This is a genomic window from Alishewanella longhuensis, from assembly GCF_014653435.1.
Lineage (GTDB): Bacteria > Pseudomonadota > Gammaproteobacteria > Enterobacterales > Alteromonadaceae > Alishewanella > Alishewanella longhuensis.
Map to the genome: position 1 here is coordinate 365,202 of NZ_BNAO01000001.1, position 19,162 is coordinate 384,363.

General features: G+C 48.5%; 16 protein-coding genes. 14 read left to right on the top strand and 2 right to left on the bottom strand.

Features of this window, described 5'->3' with window-relative positions; genetic code table 11:
* The first annotated feature begins 227 nt into the window (after positions 1 to 227).
* The 11 genes from IE163_RS01525 to IE163_RS01575 all read left to right on the top strand — a co-directional run bounded on the left by IE163_RS01525 (position 228) and on the right by IE163_RS01575 (position 13,144).
* Positions 228 to 2,144, top strand: coding sequence for an alpha-amylase family protein (locus IE163_RS01525; RefSeq protein WP_189429407.1), 1,917 nt, complete (start codon positions 228 to 230; stop codon positions 2,142 to 2,144).
* 9 nt (positions 2,145 to 2,153) lie between these two features.
* Positions 2,154 to 4,613: a glycoside hydrolase family 31 protein gene (locus IE163_RS01530; RefSeq protein WP_189429409.1), complete on the top strand. Its 2,460-nt coding sequence runs from the start codon at positions 2,154 to 2,156 to the stop codon at positions 4,611 to 4,613.
* A gap of 83 nt (positions 4,614 to 4,696) precedes the next feature.
* The gene (locus IE163_RS01535; protein WP_189429411.1) at positions 4,697 to 5,674 is read left to right on the top strand and encodes an alpha/beta hydrolase; all 978 of its coding nucleotides are present in this window, start codon (positions 4,697 to 4,699) and stop codon (positions 5,672 to 5,674) included.
* Between the two features lie 5 nt (positions 5,675 to 5,679).
* Positions 5,680 to 7,551, top strand: a complete 1,872-nt coding sequence (locus tag IE163_RS01540; protein WP_189429413.1) for a glycoside hydrolase family 13 protein — start codon at positions 5,680 to 5,682, stop codon at positions 7,549 to 7,551.
* A 534-nt stretch (positions 7,552 to 8,085) separates the two neighbouring features.
* Positions 8,086 to 8,715, top strand: coding sequence for a hypothetical protein (locus IE163_RS01545; RefSeq protein ID WP_189429414.1), 630 nt, complete (start codon positions 8,086 to 8,088; stop codon positions 8,713 to 8,715).
* Positions 8,716 to 8,818: 103 nt separating this feature from the next.
* Entirely contained in the window at positions 8,819 to 9,340 is a 522-nt protein-coding gene (locus IE163_RS01550) for a hypothetical protein (protein ID WP_189429416.1), read from the top strand.
* 111 nt (positions 9,341 to 9,451) lie between these two features.
* Complete coding sequence (locus IE163_RS01555) at positions 9,452 to 10,597, top strand: serine hydrolase domain-containing protein (protein ID WP_189429418.1); 1,146 nt, start codon at positions 9,452 to 9,454, stop codon at positions 10,595 to 10,597.
* A 434-nt stretch (positions 10,598 to 11,031) separates the two neighbouring features.
* The gene (locus IE163_RS01560; protein ID WP_189429420.1) at positions 11,032 to 11,400 is read left to right on the top strand and encodes a hypothetical protein; all 369 of its coding nucleotides are present in this window, start codon (positions 11,032 to 11,034) and stop codon (positions 11,398 to 11,400) included.
* A gap of 269 nt (positions 11,401 to 11,669) precedes the next feature.
* Positions 11,670 to 12,476 carry an alpha/beta fold hydrolase gene (locus IE163_RS01565; protein ID WP_189429421.1) on the top strand — a complete coding sequence of 269 codons (807 nt, stop codon included), beginning with the start codon at positions 11,670 to 11,672 and terminating at the stop codon, positions 12,474 to 12,476.
* A gap of 68 nt (positions 12,477 to 12,544) precedes the next feature.
* Positions 12,545 to 12,904: a hypothetical protein gene (locus tag IE163_RS01570; RefSeq protein ID WP_189429423.1), complete on the top strand. Its 360-nt coding sequence runs from the start codon at positions 12,545 to 12,547 to the stop codon at positions 12,902 to 12,904.
* Positions 12,905 to 13,000: 96 nt separating this feature from the next.
* The gene (locus IE163_RS01575) at positions 13,001 to 13,144 is read left to right on the top strand and encodes a hypothetical protein (RefSeq protein WP_189429425.1); all 144 of its coding nucleotides are present in this window, start codon (positions 13,001 to 13,003) and stop codon (positions 13,142 to 13,144) included.
* Positions 13,145 to 13,248: 104 nt separating this feature from the next.
* On the opposite strand, the gene IE163_RS01580 is transcribed toward IE163_RS01575, so the two are convergent.
* The gene (locus tag IE163_RS01580; protein ID WP_189429427.1) at positions 13,249 to 14,049 is read right to left on the bottom strand and encodes a sulfite exporter TauE/SafE family protein; all 801 of its coding nucleotides are present in this window, start codon (positions 14,047 to 14,049) and stop codon (positions 13,249 to 13,251) included.
* A 264-nt stretch (positions 14,050 to 14,313) separates the two neighbouring features.
* Here IE163_RS01580 and IE163_RS01585 point away from each other — a divergent pair, with 264 nt between their 5' ends.
* Positions 14,314 to 15,354, top strand: coding sequence for a linear amide C-N hydrolase (locus IE163_RS01585; protein WP_189429429.1), 1,041 nt, complete (start codon positions 14,314 to 14,316; stop codon positions 15,352 to 15,354).
* Between the two features lies 1 nt (position 15,355).
* On the opposite strand, the gene IE163_RS01590 is transcribed toward IE163_RS01585, so the two are convergent.
* Positions 15,356 to 16,354, bottom strand: a complete 999-nt coding sequence (locus IE163_RS01590) for a TDT family transporter (RefSeq protein WP_189429431.1) — start codon at positions 16,352 to 16,354, stop codon at positions 15,356 to 15,358.
* Positions 16,355 to 16,450: 96 nt separating this feature from the next.
* Between IE163_RS01590 and IE163_RS01595 the strand changes: the two genes are divergently transcribed.
* Together IE163_RS01595 and IE163_RS01600 are read left to right on the top strand one after the other, a co-directional pair.
* The gene (locus IE163_RS01595) at positions 16,451 to 17,314 is read left to right on the top strand and encodes a LysR family transcriptional regulator (protein ID WP_189429433.1); all 864 of its coding nucleotides are present in this window, start codon (positions 16,451 to 16,453) and stop codon (positions 17,312 to 17,314) included.
* A gap of 351 nt (positions 17,315 to 17,665) precedes the next feature.
* Positions 17,666 to 19,162: an MFS transporter gene (locus IE163_RS01600; RefSeq protein WP_189429435.1), complete on the top strand. Its 1,497-nt coding sequence runs from the start codon at positions 17,666 to 17,668 to the stop codon at positions 19,160 to 19,162.

Genomic DNA, 19,162 nt, shown 5'->3' on the forward strand with positions numbered 1-19,162 from the left:
GCTAAGGTAATACTAATTTACTATTAGGCGAGATGTGCAAATTAACGCCTTAACGCAACGATATCTTTACGCGAGCGTGGCGTAGTTGGTTCACCCTGAGCAAATATAATCCTTACATTACGCCCCAATGATGCAGTTTGCATACGTATGCACCAAAAAAAGGCATAACCTTTGTGCAGAACTGCGGTAACTTATTACGCAAAGCGTAATGTGACAAGGTGACGACAATGAATAAAAAAATAATTCCGTTAACTGCCGCAACATTAGCGGTGTTAGCCGCGTGTGGCAAAGCGCCCACTACAGAGTCTGTTACAGCCTCCCCCAAAGCAACCGAAACCATCACAACAGAGCAGAATAGTCAGCCGCAGTACCAAGGTAAGGCGGTGGTGTACCAGGTATTTACCCGGCTATTTGGCAATACCAATACCACTAATAAACCCTGGGGTACGCTAGAAGAAAATGGCGTAGGCAAATTTAACGACTTTACTGATGAGGCGCTGCAAGGCATTAAAGCGTTGGGTACCACCCATATTTGGTATACCGGCGTTCCGCATCATGCCTTAATTCGTGATTACACTGCGTATGGCATTAGTAATGATGATCCCGATGTGGTGAAAGGCCGTGCCGGCTCGCCTTATGCGGTAAAAGATTATTACAGTGTTAGCCCGGACCTGGCAGTCGATCCGGCCAATCGTTTGCAAGAATTTCAAGCGCTGATCGCCCGTACCCATCAGCATGATATGAAGGTGTTAATTGATATAGTGCCCAACCATGTGGCGCGCGCTTATCACTCCTTACAACGACCTGAGGGTGTCGCTGATTTTGGCGCCAATGATGATACCAGCGTGGCCTATGCCCGCGATAACAACTTTTACTACGTGCCGGGTGAGGCATTTCAGGTGCCAGAGTGGCCAGCTGATTATCAGGTGTTAGGGGGGGAAGCGCATCCGCTGGCCGATGGTAAGTTTGCGGAAAACCCTGCCAAGTGGACGGGTAACGGCTCCCGCGCCGCGCAGCCAGCCTTTGATGATTGGTATGAAACGGTAAAAATTAACTTTGGCGTGCAGCCCGACGGCAGCTACGACTTTGACAGCCTGCCAGCCGAGTACGCCGAGAAAGATTGGCAAGCGCATTATCAGTTCTGGCAGGGCAAAAACGTACCTGATACCTGGATAAAGTTTCGCGATATTACCCTGTATTGGACCGGTATGGGCGTAGATGGCTTTCGTTATGATATGGCCGAAATGGTGCCGGTAGAATTTTGGAGTTACTTAAACTCACATATTAAGCAGGTAAACCCAGCAGCCTTTTTACTGGCCGAGGTGTATCAGCCGCATTTATACCGTGATTATATTAAGCTGGGTTTAATGGATTACCTGTACGACAAGGTAGAGTTTTACGATAGCTTAAAATTAGTGATGCAAGGCAAGGGGCCAACTTCTGAGCTGGTTGCTACCCAGCAGCGCATGGCCGATATTGAGCATCATATGCTGCACTTTTTAGAAAACCACGATGAGCAGCGTATTGCCAGCCCGGAGTTTGCCGGTGATGCCCGCAAAGGGATGCCTGCCATGGTGGTTTCTACGCTGATCAGTACCTCGCCGACCATGCTGTACTTTGGCCAGGAAGTGGGTGAACCGGGTGCCGCTGATGCCGGTTTTGGTAAAGCCAGCCGCACCACTATTTTTGATTACTGGGGTGTGCCGCATCATCAGCGCTGGGTCAATGGTGGTAAATTTGATGGCGGCGCTTTAACCGCAGAAGAACAGGCCTTGCGCCAGTTTTACAGTACCTTATTAAGCTTTAGCCGTGCAGCACCGGCTTTAAATGGTGGTTATACTGAACTGCACAGTGTGAATATGGCAGCGGGTACTGCCTATTCTGAGCAGCAACTGGCCTTTGCTCGTTATTCTGCCGAGCAGCAGCTGATCGTGGTGAGCCACTTTAATGCGGAGCAAGGCAGCGAGTTTGCGTTAACCATACCCGCCGAGCTGATTGCCAAATGGCAATTAGCCGACGGCAAATACCGCCTGCAGGATCAACTTAGCGGCAGTAGCAACGAGCTGATCATTGCTGGTGGCAAGGGGACTATCGCCATCGCCTTAGCCCCGCTTGGCTCTGTTGTTTATCAATTAGTGCGGTAAGAGGTGTTCATGCGTATCTTTTTCAGTGTATGCGCGTTACTGGCGGTTTTTAGCCTTAATGCCGCCGAACATTATCAGTCACATCGGGTGACGGAGAATCAGCTGGTGGTGACCACAGATCGTGGTAAAGTCAGCCTAACCTTTTACAACAATGCTGCCGTTGAGGTGTGGTATCAACCAGAAGGTTTGCTGCAGTTGCCCTCAGTCATCTTGGGCACTAGCCCACAGCCGGTGCAGGTAACATTAAAACAAACTGCCGATAGCCTGACCCTGCAAAGCCCGGTGTTAACCATAGCGCTACAAAAAAGCCCGCTCGCATTGCGTTTTTATCATCAGGGGCAATTGCTGACTGAAGATCTTAATGGTTTGCAGCTAGCCTCGGCGCCAGCGGCGAATGTCAGCGAAGCTGCTACGGCAGCGCTGGGTTTTAGTTTCCGGCTTGCTGCGGATGAAAAGCTGTTTGGTGCCGGGCAGCGGGTGCTGGGCATGGACCGCCGTGGCCACAAACTGCCGCTTTACAACAAAGCCCATTACGGTTACAGCACCGAATCTAACCAAATGTACTTTAGCTTGGCTGGCGTTATGTCGAGTAATAACTATATGTTGTTATTCGACAACGGTGCCACCGGCGAGCTGGACTTAGGCCATACTGAAGCCAATACCCTGGCATTTTCTGCCCAGGGCGGGCGGGCGGCCTATGTGGTTGTAGCGGGTAACAACACACCAGAACTGATAGACAACTATATTCAGGCCAGCGGCAAGCCGCCGTTACCGGCGCGCTGGACCCTTGGCAATTACGCTTCGCGCTTTGGCTACCGTACCGAGGCAGAAGCCCGTGCCGTGGTGCAAAAATTCCGTGATCTTAAGCTGGCATTAGATGCCATTGTGATCGATCTATATTGGTTTGGCCCAGATATCCAGGGCCATATGGGCAACCTGGCTTGGGACAAACAAGCCTTTCCTAATCCAGAGCAAATGCTGGCCGATTTTTCCGCCGATGGCGTGCACACCATTTTAGTCACCGAGCCCTTTGTGTTGACTAGCTCTAAGCGTTGGCAAGAGGCGGTAGATGCGGGTGCTATCGCACTTGGGCCAGATGGTGCGCCCAAAACCTTCGATTTTTATTTTGGTAATACTGGCCTGATCGATGTGTTTAAACCCGAAGCGGCCAACTGGTTTTGGCAAATTTACCGCGGCTTGCTGGCACAAGGGGTGGGTGGTGTTTGGGGCGATCTAGGTGAACCTGAAGTACACCCTGCTGATACTCAGCATTATGTGCCGGGTATTGGCAGTGTCAGCGCCGATGAAGTGCATAATGCTTATGGCCATCGTTGGGCTGAACTGGTGCAGCAGGGGTACCAGCAAGATTTCCCGGCGCAGCGGCCTTTTATTATGATGCGTGCCGGCAGTTTAGGCTCGCAGCGCTTTGGTATGGTGCCCTGGACCGGTGATGTTGATCGCAGCTGGGGCGGGCTTAAACCGCAGGTGGAATTAGCGCTACAAATGGGCTTATTTGGCTTTGGTTGGATCCACTCTGACTTAGGCGGCTTTGCCGGTGGCGAAGAATTCGACCCAGAACTTTACATTCGCTGGCTACAATACGGCGTATTTCAGCCGGTGTACCGGCCGCATGCGCAGGAACATATTGCCCCTGAACCGGTATTCCACGGCAGCGAAGTTGTTGAAACGCTGCGGCCTTGGCTGGAGCTGCGTTACCGCTTATTGCCCTACAACTACACGCTGGCCTATCAGCACAGCCAAACCGGCATGCCCTTGATGCGGCCACTGTTTTTCTTAGATGAGCAAAACCTGGCACTACGGGATGAAGCAAATAGCTATCTGTGGGGCGATGCCTTTTTAGTCGCGCCCGTCACTGAGCCGGGCGTGCGTAGCTGGCCAGTGCATTTACCCAAAGGCGTCTGGTTTGACTTCTTTACTGGTGAGCGTATCGAAGGTGGTGCTGTAGTAGAGCGGCCGGTAACCTTAGATACCATTCCGGTATTGGTCAAAGCGGGTAGCTTTATCCCGATGACGGACGCGATTGAGCGCACCCGTGATTACCATAGCAAGGCTTTAACCTTACATTACTATGCCGATGCGAGCGTTAGCGAAAGTCAGGGAGAGTTATTTGAAGACGACGGCGTAACAGTCGATGCCGTTGCCAAAGGTCAATACGAGCTACTGCGTTTTGCGGCCAGTCAGCAGCAAAAGCAGTTAACCCTTAACTTCAGCCGCGAAGGGGGCGATTACACAGGCCGGCCAGCAAGTCGCGATCTGACCTTGGTGCTACATAACCAACGTGGTAAAGCCCGCAAGGTGTATCTGGATGGACGTTATATCCCCATCGTTGCCCAGCCACAGCGCTTTGCCCGTGGTCAGAATATTGCCTGGTATGACAAAGCGAATAAGCAATTGCATATTAAGGTACCGCTTACGGCTGAGACTAAACAACTGCAATTACGCTATTAAACGTCAAATCTTAACCCAAACCTGAACATTGCGGCTGTTAAAGCCGCAATGGTAGGGAGTGTGGCTATATACCGGAGGCAATAATGGCTGTGATCAAAAAATGCTATCGGCTAGGATGGCTAAGCGGCTTACTTTACGGCCTCGTTGTCAGCAGCAGTTTGCTGGCGGCAGACGATAACGCAGCAATTTTGCCAAAGGTCACTGTTGGCCAACTAGTGCGGTTACCTGAGATAGCCTCAGCTTATGTACCCAGCCGGCCCATCGATGTTTGGATACCGGCGGGCTATAACAGCAGGCAGCGCTATGCAGTGCTGTATATGCACGACGGCCAGATGTTATTCGATGCCAGTAAAACCTGGAATGGTCAAAGCTGGCAGGTAGCAGAGACAGCGCAGTGGCTGCAACAACAGGGCGAGGTAAGACCCTTTATTGTGGTGGGCATTCACAATATTGGTGCGGCGCGGCACAGCGAGTATTTTCCGCAGCAGCCTTTTTTAAGTTTGCCCGAAGCGGTGCAGCAACAGCTGTATCAACTGGATCGCGCGCCCGGTGTATCGTTATTTGCCGGCGCCGTTTACAGCGATAACTATCTGCGCTTTTTAGTAACAGAACTAAAACCCTATATCGAACAGCATTTTGCTACTGATCCGAGTCGCGAAGCCACCTTTATTATGGGCTCCAGTATGGGTGGCCTGATTTCCTGGTATGCGCAAACGCAGTATCCACAGGTATTTGGCGGTGCTGCGGCCTTATCCACTCACTGGCCGGGCACCTTTAGTGTAGAGAATAATCCGATCCCGCAGGCTTTTCTAAGCTATCTGGAGCAGCAGCTCCCCGCAGCCGGCCAGCATAAATGGTACTTTGATTATGGCGACCAAACGCTGGATGCGCTCTATCCGCCGTTACAGCAAGAGGTAGACCGCTTATTCCGGCGCAAAGGCTTTAGTGCACCCTTGTGGCACAGCGAGCTGTTTGCCGGTACCGATCACAGTGAACAGGCCTGGGCGGCCCGGTTAGCAACGCCACTGCGCTTTTTACTGGCTAAGCCAACGAAGGAGTAAAACTAATGCGTAAGTTTTTGGGATTACAGATATGCGGATTACTGGCTATTTATGGCCTGAGTTTTGGTTTGCACGCGGCTAGCGTACAGCGAGTTGAGCCACTTAACTGGTGGGTTGGTATGCAGCACCCGACTGTTGAGCTGATGCTGTACGGGGATAAGTTAGCTGAGCTGACACCCAAGCTCAGCTATCCCGGGGTTAGCATTAGCGCGGTGCAGCGCACCGATAACCCGAATTATTTGTTTGTTGAGCTAACACTGTCCGCTGACGTCGCGGCGGGCACCTTGCCATTGCAGCTTTGGCGCGGCGCAAAAGCCGTACAGCAAGTCGATTACCCATTATTGGCGCGAAGTGAGGATTCGGCACAGCGTCAGGGCTTCTCGCCAGCTGATGCGATTTATCTGATTACGCCGGATCGCTTTGTTAATGGCGATCCCAGTAACGACAGCGTACCCGAGATGCTGGAGCAGGCAAACCGGCTGGATGATAATGGCCGCCATGGCGGTGATTTAGCAGGTATGCTACAGGCACTACCTTATTTACAGCAATTGGGAATTACTGCAGTTTGGCCAACGCCGCTGACCGAAAATAATCAAGCGGCGTATTCCTATCACGGCTATTCCGCCACCGACTTTTACCGGGTGGACCCCCGCTTTGGCAGCAATGCGCAGTTTCGTGATTTTGTTACGGCCGCCAATCGGCTCGGCATTAAGGTGATTCAGGATATTATCGTTAACCATATTGGCAGCAACCACTGGTGGCTGCAGGATTTACCGGCCAAAGATTGGTTAAATTTCCCCAAGGGCGATGCCAATGGCAACTTTGTGCCAACCAATCATAACCGCAGCACTATTCAAGACCCTTATGCCGCCGATGTTGACCGTGAGCTATTTACCGACGGCTGGTTTGTCGACACCATGCCGGATCTAAATCAGCGTAACCCAAGATTAGCGACCTATCTTATTCAGAATAGTATCTGGTGGGTGGAATATGCGGGGCTGTCGGGTATTCGGGAAGATACTTATTCTTATGCGGATAAAGCCTTTTTAAGCGAATGGGGCCGGCGCATTATGCAGGAGTATCCCAACTTTAATATTGTCGGTGAAGAGTGGAGCCCAAACCCGCTTATTGTTTCGTACTGGCAGGCGGGTAAGCAGAATAAAGATGGTTATGTCTCGCATACCCCGGCCATGCTGGATTTTCCGCTGTATGACGCCCTGCTAAAAGCCTTGGCTGAACCCGAGAGCTGGAATAGCGGCTGGATCCGCCTCTATGAAATGCTTAGCAATGATCATGTCTATGCCGACCCTTTTAATCTGGTGATCTTTGAAGGCAACCACGATACTGCCAGAGTGTTTTCAATTTTGGGTGAAGATGAAAACCTGCTGCGGATGGCACTTGGCTATCTCTTTACTATGCGCGGTATTCCACAGCTGTTTTACGGCACTGAGCTGGCCATGACCAGCCCGGCACAGCGCGACGATGGCAAAGTACGCGCCGACTTTCCAGGTGGCTGGGCAGGCGATAAGGTTAATGCTTTTACCGGCGAGGGCCTAACCGCGCGGCAGCGCAGTACCCAGCAATGGGTAAGCACCCTATTAAACTGGCGCAAAACCGCCAGCGCCATTCATCATGGCAAGTTACTGCACTTCGCCCCAGATAACGGCACTTACACCTACTTCCGCTATAACGAGCAGCAAACTGTGATGGTGGTAATGAATAAACAAACCGAAGCTGTAACCCTAGACTTAAGCCGCTTTCGCCAGGTGCTGCCAAGCGGTAAAACTGCCGTGGATGTGATAAGCGGCAAACGCCTTACGCTCGATAATCAGCTAAGCGTACCTGCCCGTGGTGTGCTGATATTAGATATTCGTTAATCTGCCCTCAACCTAGCCCTTAGCAGTAGTTGCTGCTAGGGGCGTCTCAGCTCCGCATCACGCAACAGGATACTTCACAACTACGGTACATCCCCGAGTATTTGTTAATAAGTCTATCGCAAGCGCCACACCTGTTTATAACCATCGCCTTTCGCAAGTAGCAAAAGTATAGAATTGATTTAACATAAAATTTTGGTTAGTTTATCGACAAGCAAGATCATAATAGAAGGCAGACTCCCGTGTTGAAAGAAGGGATTTTGCTTTCTAATAATATTGTTAGCCGGCTGCCGAGAAGGTGTGGTTTCAAAATCTGTTTTACTTTTCGGCTCGGCTTGCGTTAAGTTGTATCTCACATGTTAATTTATTCCGTCAGGTTCGCCCGTTTGTTGGTAAGGTGCAATCTCTGATGGTGCGGTAGCGTTGTTCCTTTTGGCTCATTGTCTCCGCTGGCTTTAAAGGTTTTAGGCTCCAGCCATTTCGTTGCATCGCACTTGGCTGGTTACGTTTTTTAATTTTGCACATGGGAGCTGCTATTTGGCATCGCTTGGCGGCAGTGCCGCGAGGGTAGTGTGTTTGTCGCCGCTAACAAAGCGCAGCACTCGCTCCCGTTGGTCGCTGGGACGCCAAACCCGCTGGCGCGTTTTTGTCGCCCGTGTGCGCGGCGTTAGTTTTAGGAGTTTTATGAAATACCTTTTTGTACTGATAACTCTCATATTTAGTAGTGGCTCTGTTGCAGAAAGCTTAGTTCCCAAGCTAAGCGGTTCTTGTGAAGAAATAACTAATACGTTTAATTTTATCGAGCGAGAAAAAGATTATCCCGCTGGAGTTATCCATTTTGAGGGTGTTGAGGGAATCGCTGCTGTTATATGTGAAGAAAATTTGTTTAAAAAGGCGATGATTATTTTTGAGTTAGAGTCTTTTGAAATGGCTTATTCTTTGTACAAGTCGCTTGAGAATAATTTGATATTAACTCATGGAAATATTGATATTGCAAAAACGCATGAAGTTGTCGAAGCATTGTATACGCCTGTGTCGATGTTTCATGAACCCGGATTTCTTGGTACAACTGTTTATGCTATTTGGCCCGAAGACAAAAATGGGTTAAATCTGAAGGTCTACAAAGCAGGTAGAAGACTAACTGTCGCAGTAGTTTTCGGAAATTGAAACTAACAAGGCGCAACACTCGCGGCCTGCGGCCGCTGGGATGCCAACCGCTACGCGGTCGTCACCCGTGTGCTTTGCGTTATGTGCCTTAAGGAATCACACTATGAGAAATAGATTGCCAAGCCCTTCTGTGCATGTTTATAAAATTGGTGTTGGCTTTAAAAGAACAGCGGAAACTCTACTTAATCAATCCCCAAAGGACTTCGATTGGGTTTGTCCGTTTATAGCGAATGCATCTTTCTCAATAGAGATTTTTTTGAAATCGTGTCTAGCGGAAGATGAATACTCCGAATTTCAGTTTCAACTAGACGACGAAGACACAACAACATGCTTCAGATATGTAAAATCAGATGTTAAGGATGAAAGTAAGACCCACAACCTGACTGACCTGTTTGGAAAGCTATCTGATAAAAGAAAAGCAAAGATCAAAGGGGAATATCAGAAAACAGACATGTATTCAAAGTATCCAAAAATTGGCAGCTTACTAAACGAGCTTAATGGCTTATTTGAAGCTGCAAGATATGGTTATTCAAACCCAGACCTTTTCCCTCAAAACCTATCGATAATCAGAGATATGGCACAGTTTTTCGAGGATGTTATTCCAAAGTTAGAGGGTGTTGAGTAACGTGCAAAAATCACATAACAAGGCCAGTCAGCATCGCTCCCTTTGGTCGCTGGACCTCAAATCCGCTGTGCGGCTTTTCGGCCGCTGCTGGCGGCGTTACTTAGGAATATTATGTATCAACTGACCATTTTTTTATTTGTCCTAGCTCTTTCAGGCTGCAGTGGCGTACCGGACTGTCGCAATGTCTTTTCAACCATTCAGCTGGACAACGAAGTTATCACTAGTTTGGCTGATGAACTCCAGAGAGAACACATAGCGGGAACTTTTGATGGGATGATACTGGTTGCCGAGGGTAGTAATGTTTTATTTGAGAGCGCTTATGGTTGTGCAGACAGAGAAGACTCTGTAAAAAATAGTGCTGCGGTTATCTCTGATATGGGGTCAATTGCTAAAACGTTTACGGCAGCCGCAGTACTGCAACTTGCTCAGAATGAAAGATTGCAGCTTTCTAACACGATTGGAGATTTTTATCCAACGGCACCTGATGAAGTAAAGCCGATAACAGTTATACAGCTCTTAGGGCATACAAGTGGTTTGGATAACTTTCATAATGATTCTGACTTTGAGTTGATGGATAAAGCTCAGGCTGAGAGCCGAATCCTATCTATGCCGTTAATTGCTGAGCCGGGCGAGAAAATTGCGTATTCAAATGCGGCGTATACCCTTTTAGCCGCTATCGTCGAGAAAGTGAGTGAGCGTCCATTTCAGGATTACGTCTACGACAATTTAATTACTCCGTTAAATTTGAGTAGAACTGGGTTTTACCAAGATACGCGTATATCAGCACGCAACATGGCTCGTGGATACGGGGGAGATGATCAAGGCAGTACAACCTTTGAAAAAGGCTTAACTTGGGCACTAGTTGGTGCTGGGGGGATGGTTACGTCAATTGATGATTTAGCGACTTGGTCTGCTGCACTTAAAAATGGCACGATATTCCCTGCTGAGGCGCCAAATTCAGTTTTTATTGAAGCGAACGAGAGATGGTTGTTAGGTAGCCTTGCAAAGATCGATATAAGTGGTGAGTCTATTGTTCAGATGGGAGGTAGTACTGACTACGGCTATACCGCTCTGATTCAGTTTGTTCCAAATAGAGATCTTTTGATCGTTCTACTACTAAATGCACATGATGATAAATATAAAAATGCTACGCACCATCGGTTAAGTAGGAATCACATATTGCCTATACTGCTTGGCCGAGGCGCAGAGTTACCTAACAATTCAATTGAGCCGATCGTTAATGCGTCGGCCGATTGAGGCGAGATGAATTCGAGTATGAGGGAAAAAGAGCAATCGTCATTCCTTTGCGTGCTTCTGAAATCGGTCCACTTAAGCATTGCTTGCAGATGGCATTGCAGTACCATCGTCTAAAGCATCTCCCGTTACTTGGCGCGTAAAGTGAAGAAAGTATGTAACAAAGCCACTACATTCGCTGTCTGCAGTTGTCGGACGTTGGTCCCTCGCGTCGTTTATGGCGAGAGTTAAAACTTAATATATGACAACCATGGATATCAGATTTATATCAACAGACGATGCAGCCGATATTGCTGACTTTCATCTCGGCAATAAAGCACACTTGCAGATATGCTCTTCTGGCCGCGTCAGCGGTTGCTTGCTTGGCATGCGGTATCTTAAATTTTGGGCAGGTAAAAACGGGTTTTTAAGATTGGACAGAAGAGAAGGAGAAGTAAATGAAGGAACTATCCATTAAACAGTGGTTTTGGACATTAACTTTCACATTGCCGCTAACTTTTTATGCCATAGAGCTACTGTTTGGCGATACCCATTTTACGCCAAAGGGCTTCTTTTTTCATATGGTGTGGTCAGTGATAGGTGTTGTCATAGGCTACTGGTTATCAACCAAGTTATTTGCTAAATATCGTCATATTAAAGGTATAACCGCTATAACCTATTTTTTATTATTGCTGCTGGTTATCGGTATCTCGGCGTTAATTAACCTTACAGGGCTAAGAGAATTAAAGCCTCTAATCAGTGAAGCGTTCACGTTACCGTTAATTGTATCGGCTATAACACTAAATTCTATTATTGCTAAACCATAGAACAGCTGATTATTCGGCAGTAAGCTGCCTACACAGCATACTGCTGTAGCGCTTTCGGCTTCGATTAATTTTTATTGAAGTACCGACAGCAGCATTTTCAAACTCAATAAAATAAGCAGTGCCGCTGATAACAAGGCATAACAAATAAATATTATCGCTGGCTTGGTCGAATTGCTGTGGTTTAAACACCATACGCCCGCACAAAAATAAAGGCTGCATGTCGCCGCCTAAATGGTTTTCCTGAGTAGCAAGGATTTTAAGGGGGTAATTTGAAACTTGTTCTGCTAATTGGTTTGGTGTTTTCTTTTGCGAGTAGTGCGCAACCCGCGTTAATGGCAGTAAATGAATTTGAGCTGGAGTATGAAATTGCCGGCAGCGGCAAGCATATCGTGCTGTTAGAGGCGGGGGCTGGAGCAGGTATGACTGATTGGGACCCGGTGTTTAATCGTATCGCCGAGCATGCTACCGTGATTCGTTATTCCAGAGTAGGCAATGGCAACTCCACAGCGATTAAGCGGCATTTTACCTCACGTGATTATGCTGATTACGCCAGCGAGCTGTTAACCAAACTGGCGGTAAAGCAGCCGGTGATTGTCGTAGCGCACTCTTATGGGGGTAGTATCGCCAGAGATTTTGCCGCGGCTTATCCTCAGCAAATTAAAGCGCTGTTAATGCTAGATCCCTCTTCTGAGCATGATGTGGATATACTGCGTGCCATCAATTTAGAGCAGGGTAATCGGGAAATTGCGCAAATTAAGCTGGATGATATGGCCGAAGGCATGTCGAACCAATACCTCGATTTTTGGAGCAAGAGGCCGCTACCGAACTATCCGCAAATTAAGGATATGCCTGTTACGGTGATTGCTTCTGTTAGACAGGTAGAGAACCCGGCCAATCTGTTTTTTACTGATCAGGGCCGACAAATGTGGGGTGAGCTTTGGCAAGGTTGGGCCAATGCTTTCCCGCAGGGGAAAGCGGTGCTTACGGCAAACAGTGGCCATTATGTGCAGTTTGATGAACCAGAATTGGTTATTGCTGAGCTAATGGCGCTGCTGCACAAGCTAGACAAAGAATAACAAATAGCGTTATTTGAGGGCACTGCTCCCAGCAATGCTCAGGTAATCCAGTATATAAGGCGTGACTTATGGCGGATCTTAACTCTGTGTTTCAAGAGCTTCGCAAGATAATGGCACCGTACGCCACGAAATTACAGGCTACGCGAGATGACGGACAAGAGTTGTACCTGGATACGCACTATTTGCAGAAGAACAAAAAGCCGCTGTTCTTTGGTGCTGTGCAGCATAAAAAGCGCTATGTGAGCTTTCATCTGATGCCGGTTTATCTTAAACCAGAGTTACTTGCTGCCATATCGCCAGCACTTAAAGCCCGTATGCAAGGCAAATCTTGTTTTAACTTCACTGTGTTAGAGCCGGCGTTATTTAACGAACTTGAGGCGCTAACTAGGGCCAGTTATGAGAGCTATAAGGCGCAGGGCTTTGTATGAAAACTTGTCGCGAGTACCATTAACCTAACTAAAACACTTAAGGCTAACAATCAGCGTATTTATAAACGTATCTATCAGCAACTTAATCATCTAGAAATGATGGCGCTTTTCAAACAAGAATTTATGGCGGACTTTGTCTCAGATTTACTGGAGCGCACTGTCAGTATTAGTGAGATTGAAACCTTAGGGATATTGTGTGATGCAGATGACACAAACTGCCTTAGTCAATTACCAGAATAGCTAACGGCGTTATTAGCATAGCCCTTGGCTGACAGCGCGGGAGCTGGCCACCAAGGTTAGCGATAAAACAAGGCTAGCGATAAAAAAGCACCGTGCTGCTTTTGCTAGATAACCGACAGCAACATCTTTAAGCTCAGCAAAATAAGCAATACCGCAAACACTTTCTTTAATGTTGCCACCGGCAGTTTATGCGCTAATTTGGCGCCAACAGGCGCAGTGATAAAGCTGGCGGCAGACATCAACAATACCCCAGGTAAGTACACCATACCCACGGCAAAGGGCAAATCCTGCCCAGGTTGGCTTTGCAGTAAATAGCCTAGCGCTCCGGCGAGTGAGATAGGCAAACCAACAGCGGCTGAGGTGCCTATAGCGTTTTTCAGAGCAATACCACGCCAGCTTAAATAGGGGACAGTTAAAGAGCCGCCGCCAATAGACACCAGCGCAGACACCACACCGATACCGCCACCTACAGTAGCAAGTTCTACTTTGCCGACCGCTTTAGGTTGTGCAGGCGCAGCTTTTTTTGGCCTTAGCATATTAAGGGCAACATAGCCCATAAAGAGTGCAAAGAAGATCGCCAGATGCTGGGCGCTAATTTTGGCGGCCAGAAAGGTGGCGGCAAAGGTGCCAATAATCACACCTGGAGCCATGCTTTTTACAATGGGCCACAGCACACCACCGCGGGCATGATGGGCGCGCATGCTGGAGATGGAGGTCATTACTATAGCGGCCATAGAGGTGCCCAAGGCCAGATGTACCACATGCTCTGCGGTTAAGCCCATCGCCAGAAAAATGGTGGTTAGCATCGGTACCATAATGCCGCCACCGCCAATGCCTAATAGGCCCGCCATAAAGCCAGCAAACAATCCCAGTGCTAAAAATGCCAGTATCCATTCTATTGCCATAACTTGCCTTGTTCCTAATTTAAACCTGAGCAACCGCTGCAACTCGCATCTTGAGATGACTTGGGTATACTGCTAAAGAGGGTGCCAAGATAACAAAAATTTCGCTTTTCATTAATCACTTTTATGGCAAGCACCCTATAAAATGGCATAAGGTTTAGGCAGAAGTACTCTGTGATGCCACTATTTAGCTGTTGTTGCCTGACTAATGCTGAGTGAAACGTAGCAGGATTATTATTTTTATCATTCGTTTGAAGGAGCGAAGCAATGCGTTTTAAATTAACGATGTTACTTACGGCACTGATAACCGCCCAACTTACCCTGCCTGCTACTGCTTGCACCAGAGCCGTGTATAAAGGGCCTGAGCAAACCATTATTACCGCCCGTTCTATGGATTGGAAAGATGAGATCCCTGCGGATTTATGGCTGTTTCCCCGTGGTATCACCCGGCAGGGGGAAGTGGGGCCTAATTCCATTAGCTGGACGGCAAAATACGGCAGTATAGTGGCCAGCGCCTTTGATATCGCCAGTGCCGACGGTATGAACGAAAAAGGTTTAGTGGCCAATTTACTTTGGTTGGTAGAGTCTCGTTATCCAGAATATGATGGCAGCCAGCCGGGGCTGACCATAGCGGCCTGGGTGCAATATATGCTGGACAATTTTGCCACGGTAGCCGAAGCCGTGGCGGCCATGCAAAGCGAACCCTTTGTCATAGTGTCTGCTGATATTCCGGGGACCAGCAAGTTTGCCACTTTGCATTTAGCCATTTCAGATGCGACAGGCGATAACGCGGTATTTGAGTATATCGATGGCAAATTAGTGATCCATCATAGCCCTGATTATACAGTGATGACCAACTCGCCAATTTTCGAAAAGCAGCTAGCCATTAATGAATACTGGCGGGAAATTGGTGGTACGACGATGCTTCCTGGCACCAACCGGGCGGCCGATCGTTTTGTCCGTGCTTCGTTTTACTTAAACGCGATTCCGCAAACCAGTGATCCCAAGCTGGCTGTCGCCAGTGTCTTTAGCGTGATTCGTAATGCCTCGGTGCCCTTTGGTATTTCCTCCGAGGCCGAGCCGAATATTTCGTCAACCCGCTGGCGTACGGTATCGGACCAAAAACGCCTTACCTACTATTTTGAAACGGCGCTCACCCCCAATACCTTTTGGGTAGATATTCGCAAGGTGAATTTTGCTGCCGGCCAGCCGGTGCGTAAGTTGCCATTAGCGCAACACGAAATATACGCCGGTGATGCCCTGGCGCAGTTTAAACCGGCTAAGCCCTTTGTATTTGCTGGGCTTTAGACTAGCGTTTAGCAGAGTGCAGCTGCGGATTATGGCTTGGCGCAGTCGGCCCGTTTTGGGCTGGCTGCCACTGTTGCCATAGATATTGGCCAAAGCGCCCCGCCACATAGCTACAAACCAAGGTTGCAACCGCCAACTCCAGATAAGCGATAAAGCTGATTAACTGCGCCAACTGCACAAAGTGCCATGCTGAAAATAAGTTACTCACTTTAAATAACGCGGTAGCGCCAATCACCAGCGGAAAAGTGTAGGCAGCAAAAGCCGGGGTAAAGGTTAAGCGCAATAAACCGGGTAACGCCAGATAAATCACACTGGTCATCAGCAGTGCCAATACCAGCAACAGCGACACCAGCCAAACCGCTGGCGCGGCGGCAAAACTAATGTAAGCCGCTAAACATAAACTGGCCGGTGCGGCTAATACCGCCAGGCTGGGTTTAGCCGCCAATGGCAACTCACCTGCTTTAAGTAAGCGATACAGCATAATAGGCAGCATAAAAAAATATGCGGTTAAGCCAAACCAAAACAAGGCGGCAACAAGCGCAGTAGGTATTGTTGCTGGGCAGGTTAGTACGGCCGTGACAATACCAATAGGCGGCACAAACCAGCCTGGGATCAGGTGCTGCAAGCGGAAGGCGGGTAGCCGATGCCAGAGAAAACCGGCGAAAAGCAAAATATGCAGCACTACAGCGCTACACCAGAGTATTGGCGCTATCTGTGTAGGTAAGGAGACCGAAATTACCATAGCCGCCATAGCGCTAGTCGGTAACACACTACCCAGAATAGGATGTGCCAGCTCTTGCTTAAAAAGTGCGGGAAAAAAGATAAACTTCAGGAGCAGCAATAGCAGCAGGCTACTGGCGATAAGCGCCGCGGCGAATTGCGCATTGTTATGTAGTGTCACGTTGCTATTCCAGCACCATCCCAGGCTCGCAATACCCAAAGCTAGCGCCGCTAATGGCGTCGGGATGTATTGGGTAAAGTGTACAACAGGCTTTGACATAAACAGCTCTCTTCACAGCAACTGCTCCTATCATATATTGTGTTGTTGCTTTAGAATATCTGAACGTTTCTAACGACGCGTTAGGTTTAACTGAACATGATCAGCATAAAAAAATTGCAGGTGTTTAGCAGTATTGCCAAGCATGGCAACCTTACCGCAGCGGCGGCGGAGTTATATTTAAGTAAGGCAGCGGTATCGCAAGCCTTATCAGAGCTGGAAACGCAGCTCACGGCGCCTTTGTTTGATCGGGTGCATCCGCGCTTAAAGCTCAACCAGCAGGGCAAATTATTACAACCCTTGGCCGATGAGGTACTAAGCCGGGTAGCGGATATTGAGCAGTTGTTTCAACAGCAGCAATTGCAAGGTCAGCTGCGGCTGGGAGCCAGTCAAACCATTGGTAATTACTTATTGCCGCAGTTGTTAACAGCGCTACCGCCAGGGCAAATTCAGGTGAGTATTGAAAATACCTTTAGTCTTTGTCAGCAAGTATTGCAGTTTGAATTAGACTTAGCCCTTATCGAAGGCGAGAATCCCTTTCATGAATTGCAGTTAACACCGTGGCTGACCGATGAAATGGTATTACTCGCTAGGCCTGGGCATCCTTTGGCTCAACTTGCGGTGGTTGAATACGCCATGTTGGCAGAGCAGCCCTGGGTGCTGCGCGAAGCACAATCGGGTAGCCGCAGCCAATTTAATCATTATCTGGCGCCTAAACTCCCTGCTATAGGGCCGGTGACAGAGCTCAATGCGTTAGAGGCTGTAATGGGCGCAGTGGAAGCGGGCCTTGGGTTAACCTTTATCTCTGCCCATGCTGCCGCTTCGCGGATCGCCCAAGGACGTCTGGTTCGGCTTGTCTTGCCTGAGATCTTTACCCGCCAGCTCAGTTTGGTTTGGCATAAACAAAAATATCACTCGGCGTTGGCGCGGCATTTTATCGACTTTTGTCAGCAGCCCGCTTGAATCCCTCATGCATCCTCTGACAAACCCTAAACGAATTAGCGTAGTGATTAGCTGCACAGTATTAGGGCGCTGAATACGTATTCATCTTGTTCTTGCACTAAAATAGGGTTATCAAACAGTCTGACAGGTTTATACCCTTCGTCTTTCAATATGCACGGGTGTTGGCTGCGCCCGTCCACCCCAATCACTTAGAAAAGCTAAGCTCATGGGGATGAACGGTCTTGCCGCCTACGTGCATCTTGAAATCCATTGGGTATATACCCTAAATCTGCAATGCTTTTGGGTAACGACCCTGAATCCTTGCAGATTTTGGGTAACAACAATAATAACTACGCAATAGAGAACATCACTATGCAAACTAAGCCAAACCTCAGTTTCTGGCAGATTTGGAATATGTGCTTTGGGTTTTTTGGTATTCAGTTTGGCTTTGCCCTGCAAAATGGCAACGTCAGCCGAATTTTCCAAACCCTGGGTGCCGATATGGAGCAAATTCCCATTCTGTGGATCGCCGCCCCCCTTACCGGCTTGCTGGTACAGCCAATTATTGGCCACTTTAGTGATAAAACCTGGACAAAACTTGGGCGTCGTCGGCCATTCTTTCTTTATGGTGCCTTAGCCACTACCGCTGCTTTGGTGATAATGCCTAACTCGCCTACCTTGTGGATTGCCGCAGGGATGTTGTGGATTTTAGACGCAGCTATTAACGTTACCATGGAGCCTTTCCGTGCCTTTGTGGGCGATAACCTCAATAAAAAGCAACGGCCCACGGGCTTTGCCATGCAATCCTTCTTTATTGGCGTGGGTGCCGTTGTGGCCTCAGCCTTGCCTTGGATGATGACCAACTGGTTTGGTGTGTCGAATACTGCGGCTGAAGGGATGATCCCTGATTCGGTGGTCTATTCCTTTTATGCCGGTGGTGTGGTGCTGTTTTTAGCGGTGGGCTGGACCATTATTTCCAGTAAAGAATATAGCCCAGAGCAATTAGCAGCCTTTGATGCGGCAGAACAAGCAGAACACCCAAGCGCTGCTATGGCCACCCCTGCCGATAATTATTGGCGTAGCGGTGCTGCTGCGGTGGTAATTGGTGTCGCTGCCTTTGCTGCTGTGGCTGTTTGGCAGTTGGATAAGCAATTGTATTTATTGGGTGCCTTAATTGCTGCCTTTGGTTTGCTGCAATGGGCAGCCAGTTGGTTTAAGCAACAGCAAAACCGCAATATGCTGGTGCAGCTGACAGATGATTTATTTACTATGCCTAAAACCATGCGCCAGTTGGCGGTAGTGCAGTTCTTTTCCTGGTTTCCGTTATTCGCCATGTGGATTTACACCACGGCCGCGGTAACCAGCTATCACTACGGCACAACGGATACCACGTCGGTTGCCTACAACAATGGTGCCGATTGGGTAGGGGTGTTATTCGCGGTCTACAATGGTTTCGCCGCTATTGCTGCTTTATTAATTCCGTTATTGGTCAAAGCTACCAGCACGCAAAAAGCGCACTGCATTAACTTGCTGTTTGGTGCACTGGGCTTATTTTCGTTCTTCTTTATTAAAGATCCGGCGCTGTTATGGCTGCCCATGATTGCGATTGGTATTGCCTGGGCCTCTATTTTATCGCTGCCTTATGCGCTGTTATCAAACTGTCTGCCAGCGCATAAAATGGGCGTGTATATGGGCATGTTTAATATCTTTATTGTATTACCACAATTATTAGCGGCGGCCATTTTAGGCAGCTTAGTCGGCTACCTGTTCCAGGGGCAGGCTATTTATGCACTAGCCATTGGCGGCGTAAGCTATGTGATAGCGGCACTTTATGTGTTGCGGGTAAAAACCGAAACAGTAGAGGCATAA

Coding starts and splice junctions, on each gene's coding strand:
- IE163_RS01550 (WP_189429416.1), top strand. CDS start 8,819: ATGAGAAATAGATTGCCAAGCCCTTCTGTGCATGTTTATAAAATTGGT.
- IE163_RS01585 (WP_189429429.1), top strand. CDS start 14,314: ATGCGTTTTAAATTAACGATGTTACTTACGGCACTGATAACCGCCCAA.
- IE163_RS01595 (WP_189429433.1), top strand. CDS start 16,451: ATGATCAGCATAAAAAAATTGCAGGTGTTTAGCAGTATTGCCAAGCAT.
- IE163_RS01540 (WP_189429413.1), top strand. CDS start 5,680: ATGCGTAAGTTTTTGGGATTACAGATATGCGGATTACTGGCTATTTAT.
- IE163_RS01525 (WP_189429407.1), top strand. CDS start 228: ATGAATAAAAAAATAATTCCGTTAACTGCCGCAACATTAGCGGTGTTA.
- IE163_RS01575 (WP_189429425.1), top strand. CDS start 13,001: ATGATGGCGCTTTTCAAACAAGAATTTATGGCGGACTTTGTCTCAGAT.
- IE163_RS01530 (WP_189429409.1), top strand. CDS start 2,154: ATGCGTATCTTTTTCAGTGTATGCGCGTTACTGGCGGTTTTTAGCCTT.
- IE163_RS01535 (WP_189429411.1), top strand. CDS start 4,697: ATGGCTGTGATCAAAAAATGCTATCGGCTAGGATGGCTAAGCGGCTTA.
- IE163_RS01600 (WP_189429435.1), top strand. CDS start 17,666: ATGCAAACTAAGCCAAACCTCAGTTTCTGGCAGATTTGGAATATGTGC.
- IE163_RS01560 (WP_189429420.1), top strand. CDS start 11,032: ATGAAGGAACTATCCATTAAACAGTGGTTTTGGACATTAACTTTCACA.
- IE163_RS01580 (WP_189429427.1), bottom strand. CDS start 14,049: ATGGCAATAGAATGGATACTGGCATTTTTAGCACTGGGATTGTTTGCT.
- IE163_RS01555 (WP_189429418.1), top strand. CDS start 9,452: ATGTATCAACTGACCATTTTTTTATTTGTCCTAGCTCTTTCAGGCTGC.
- IE163_RS01590 (WP_189429431.1), bottom strand. CDS start 16,354: ATGTCAAAGCCTGTTGTACACTTTACCCAATACATCCCGACGCCATTA.
- IE163_RS01570 (WP_189429423.1), top strand. CDS start 12,545: ATGGCGGATCTTAACTCTGTGTTTCAAGAGCTTCGCAAGATAATGGCA.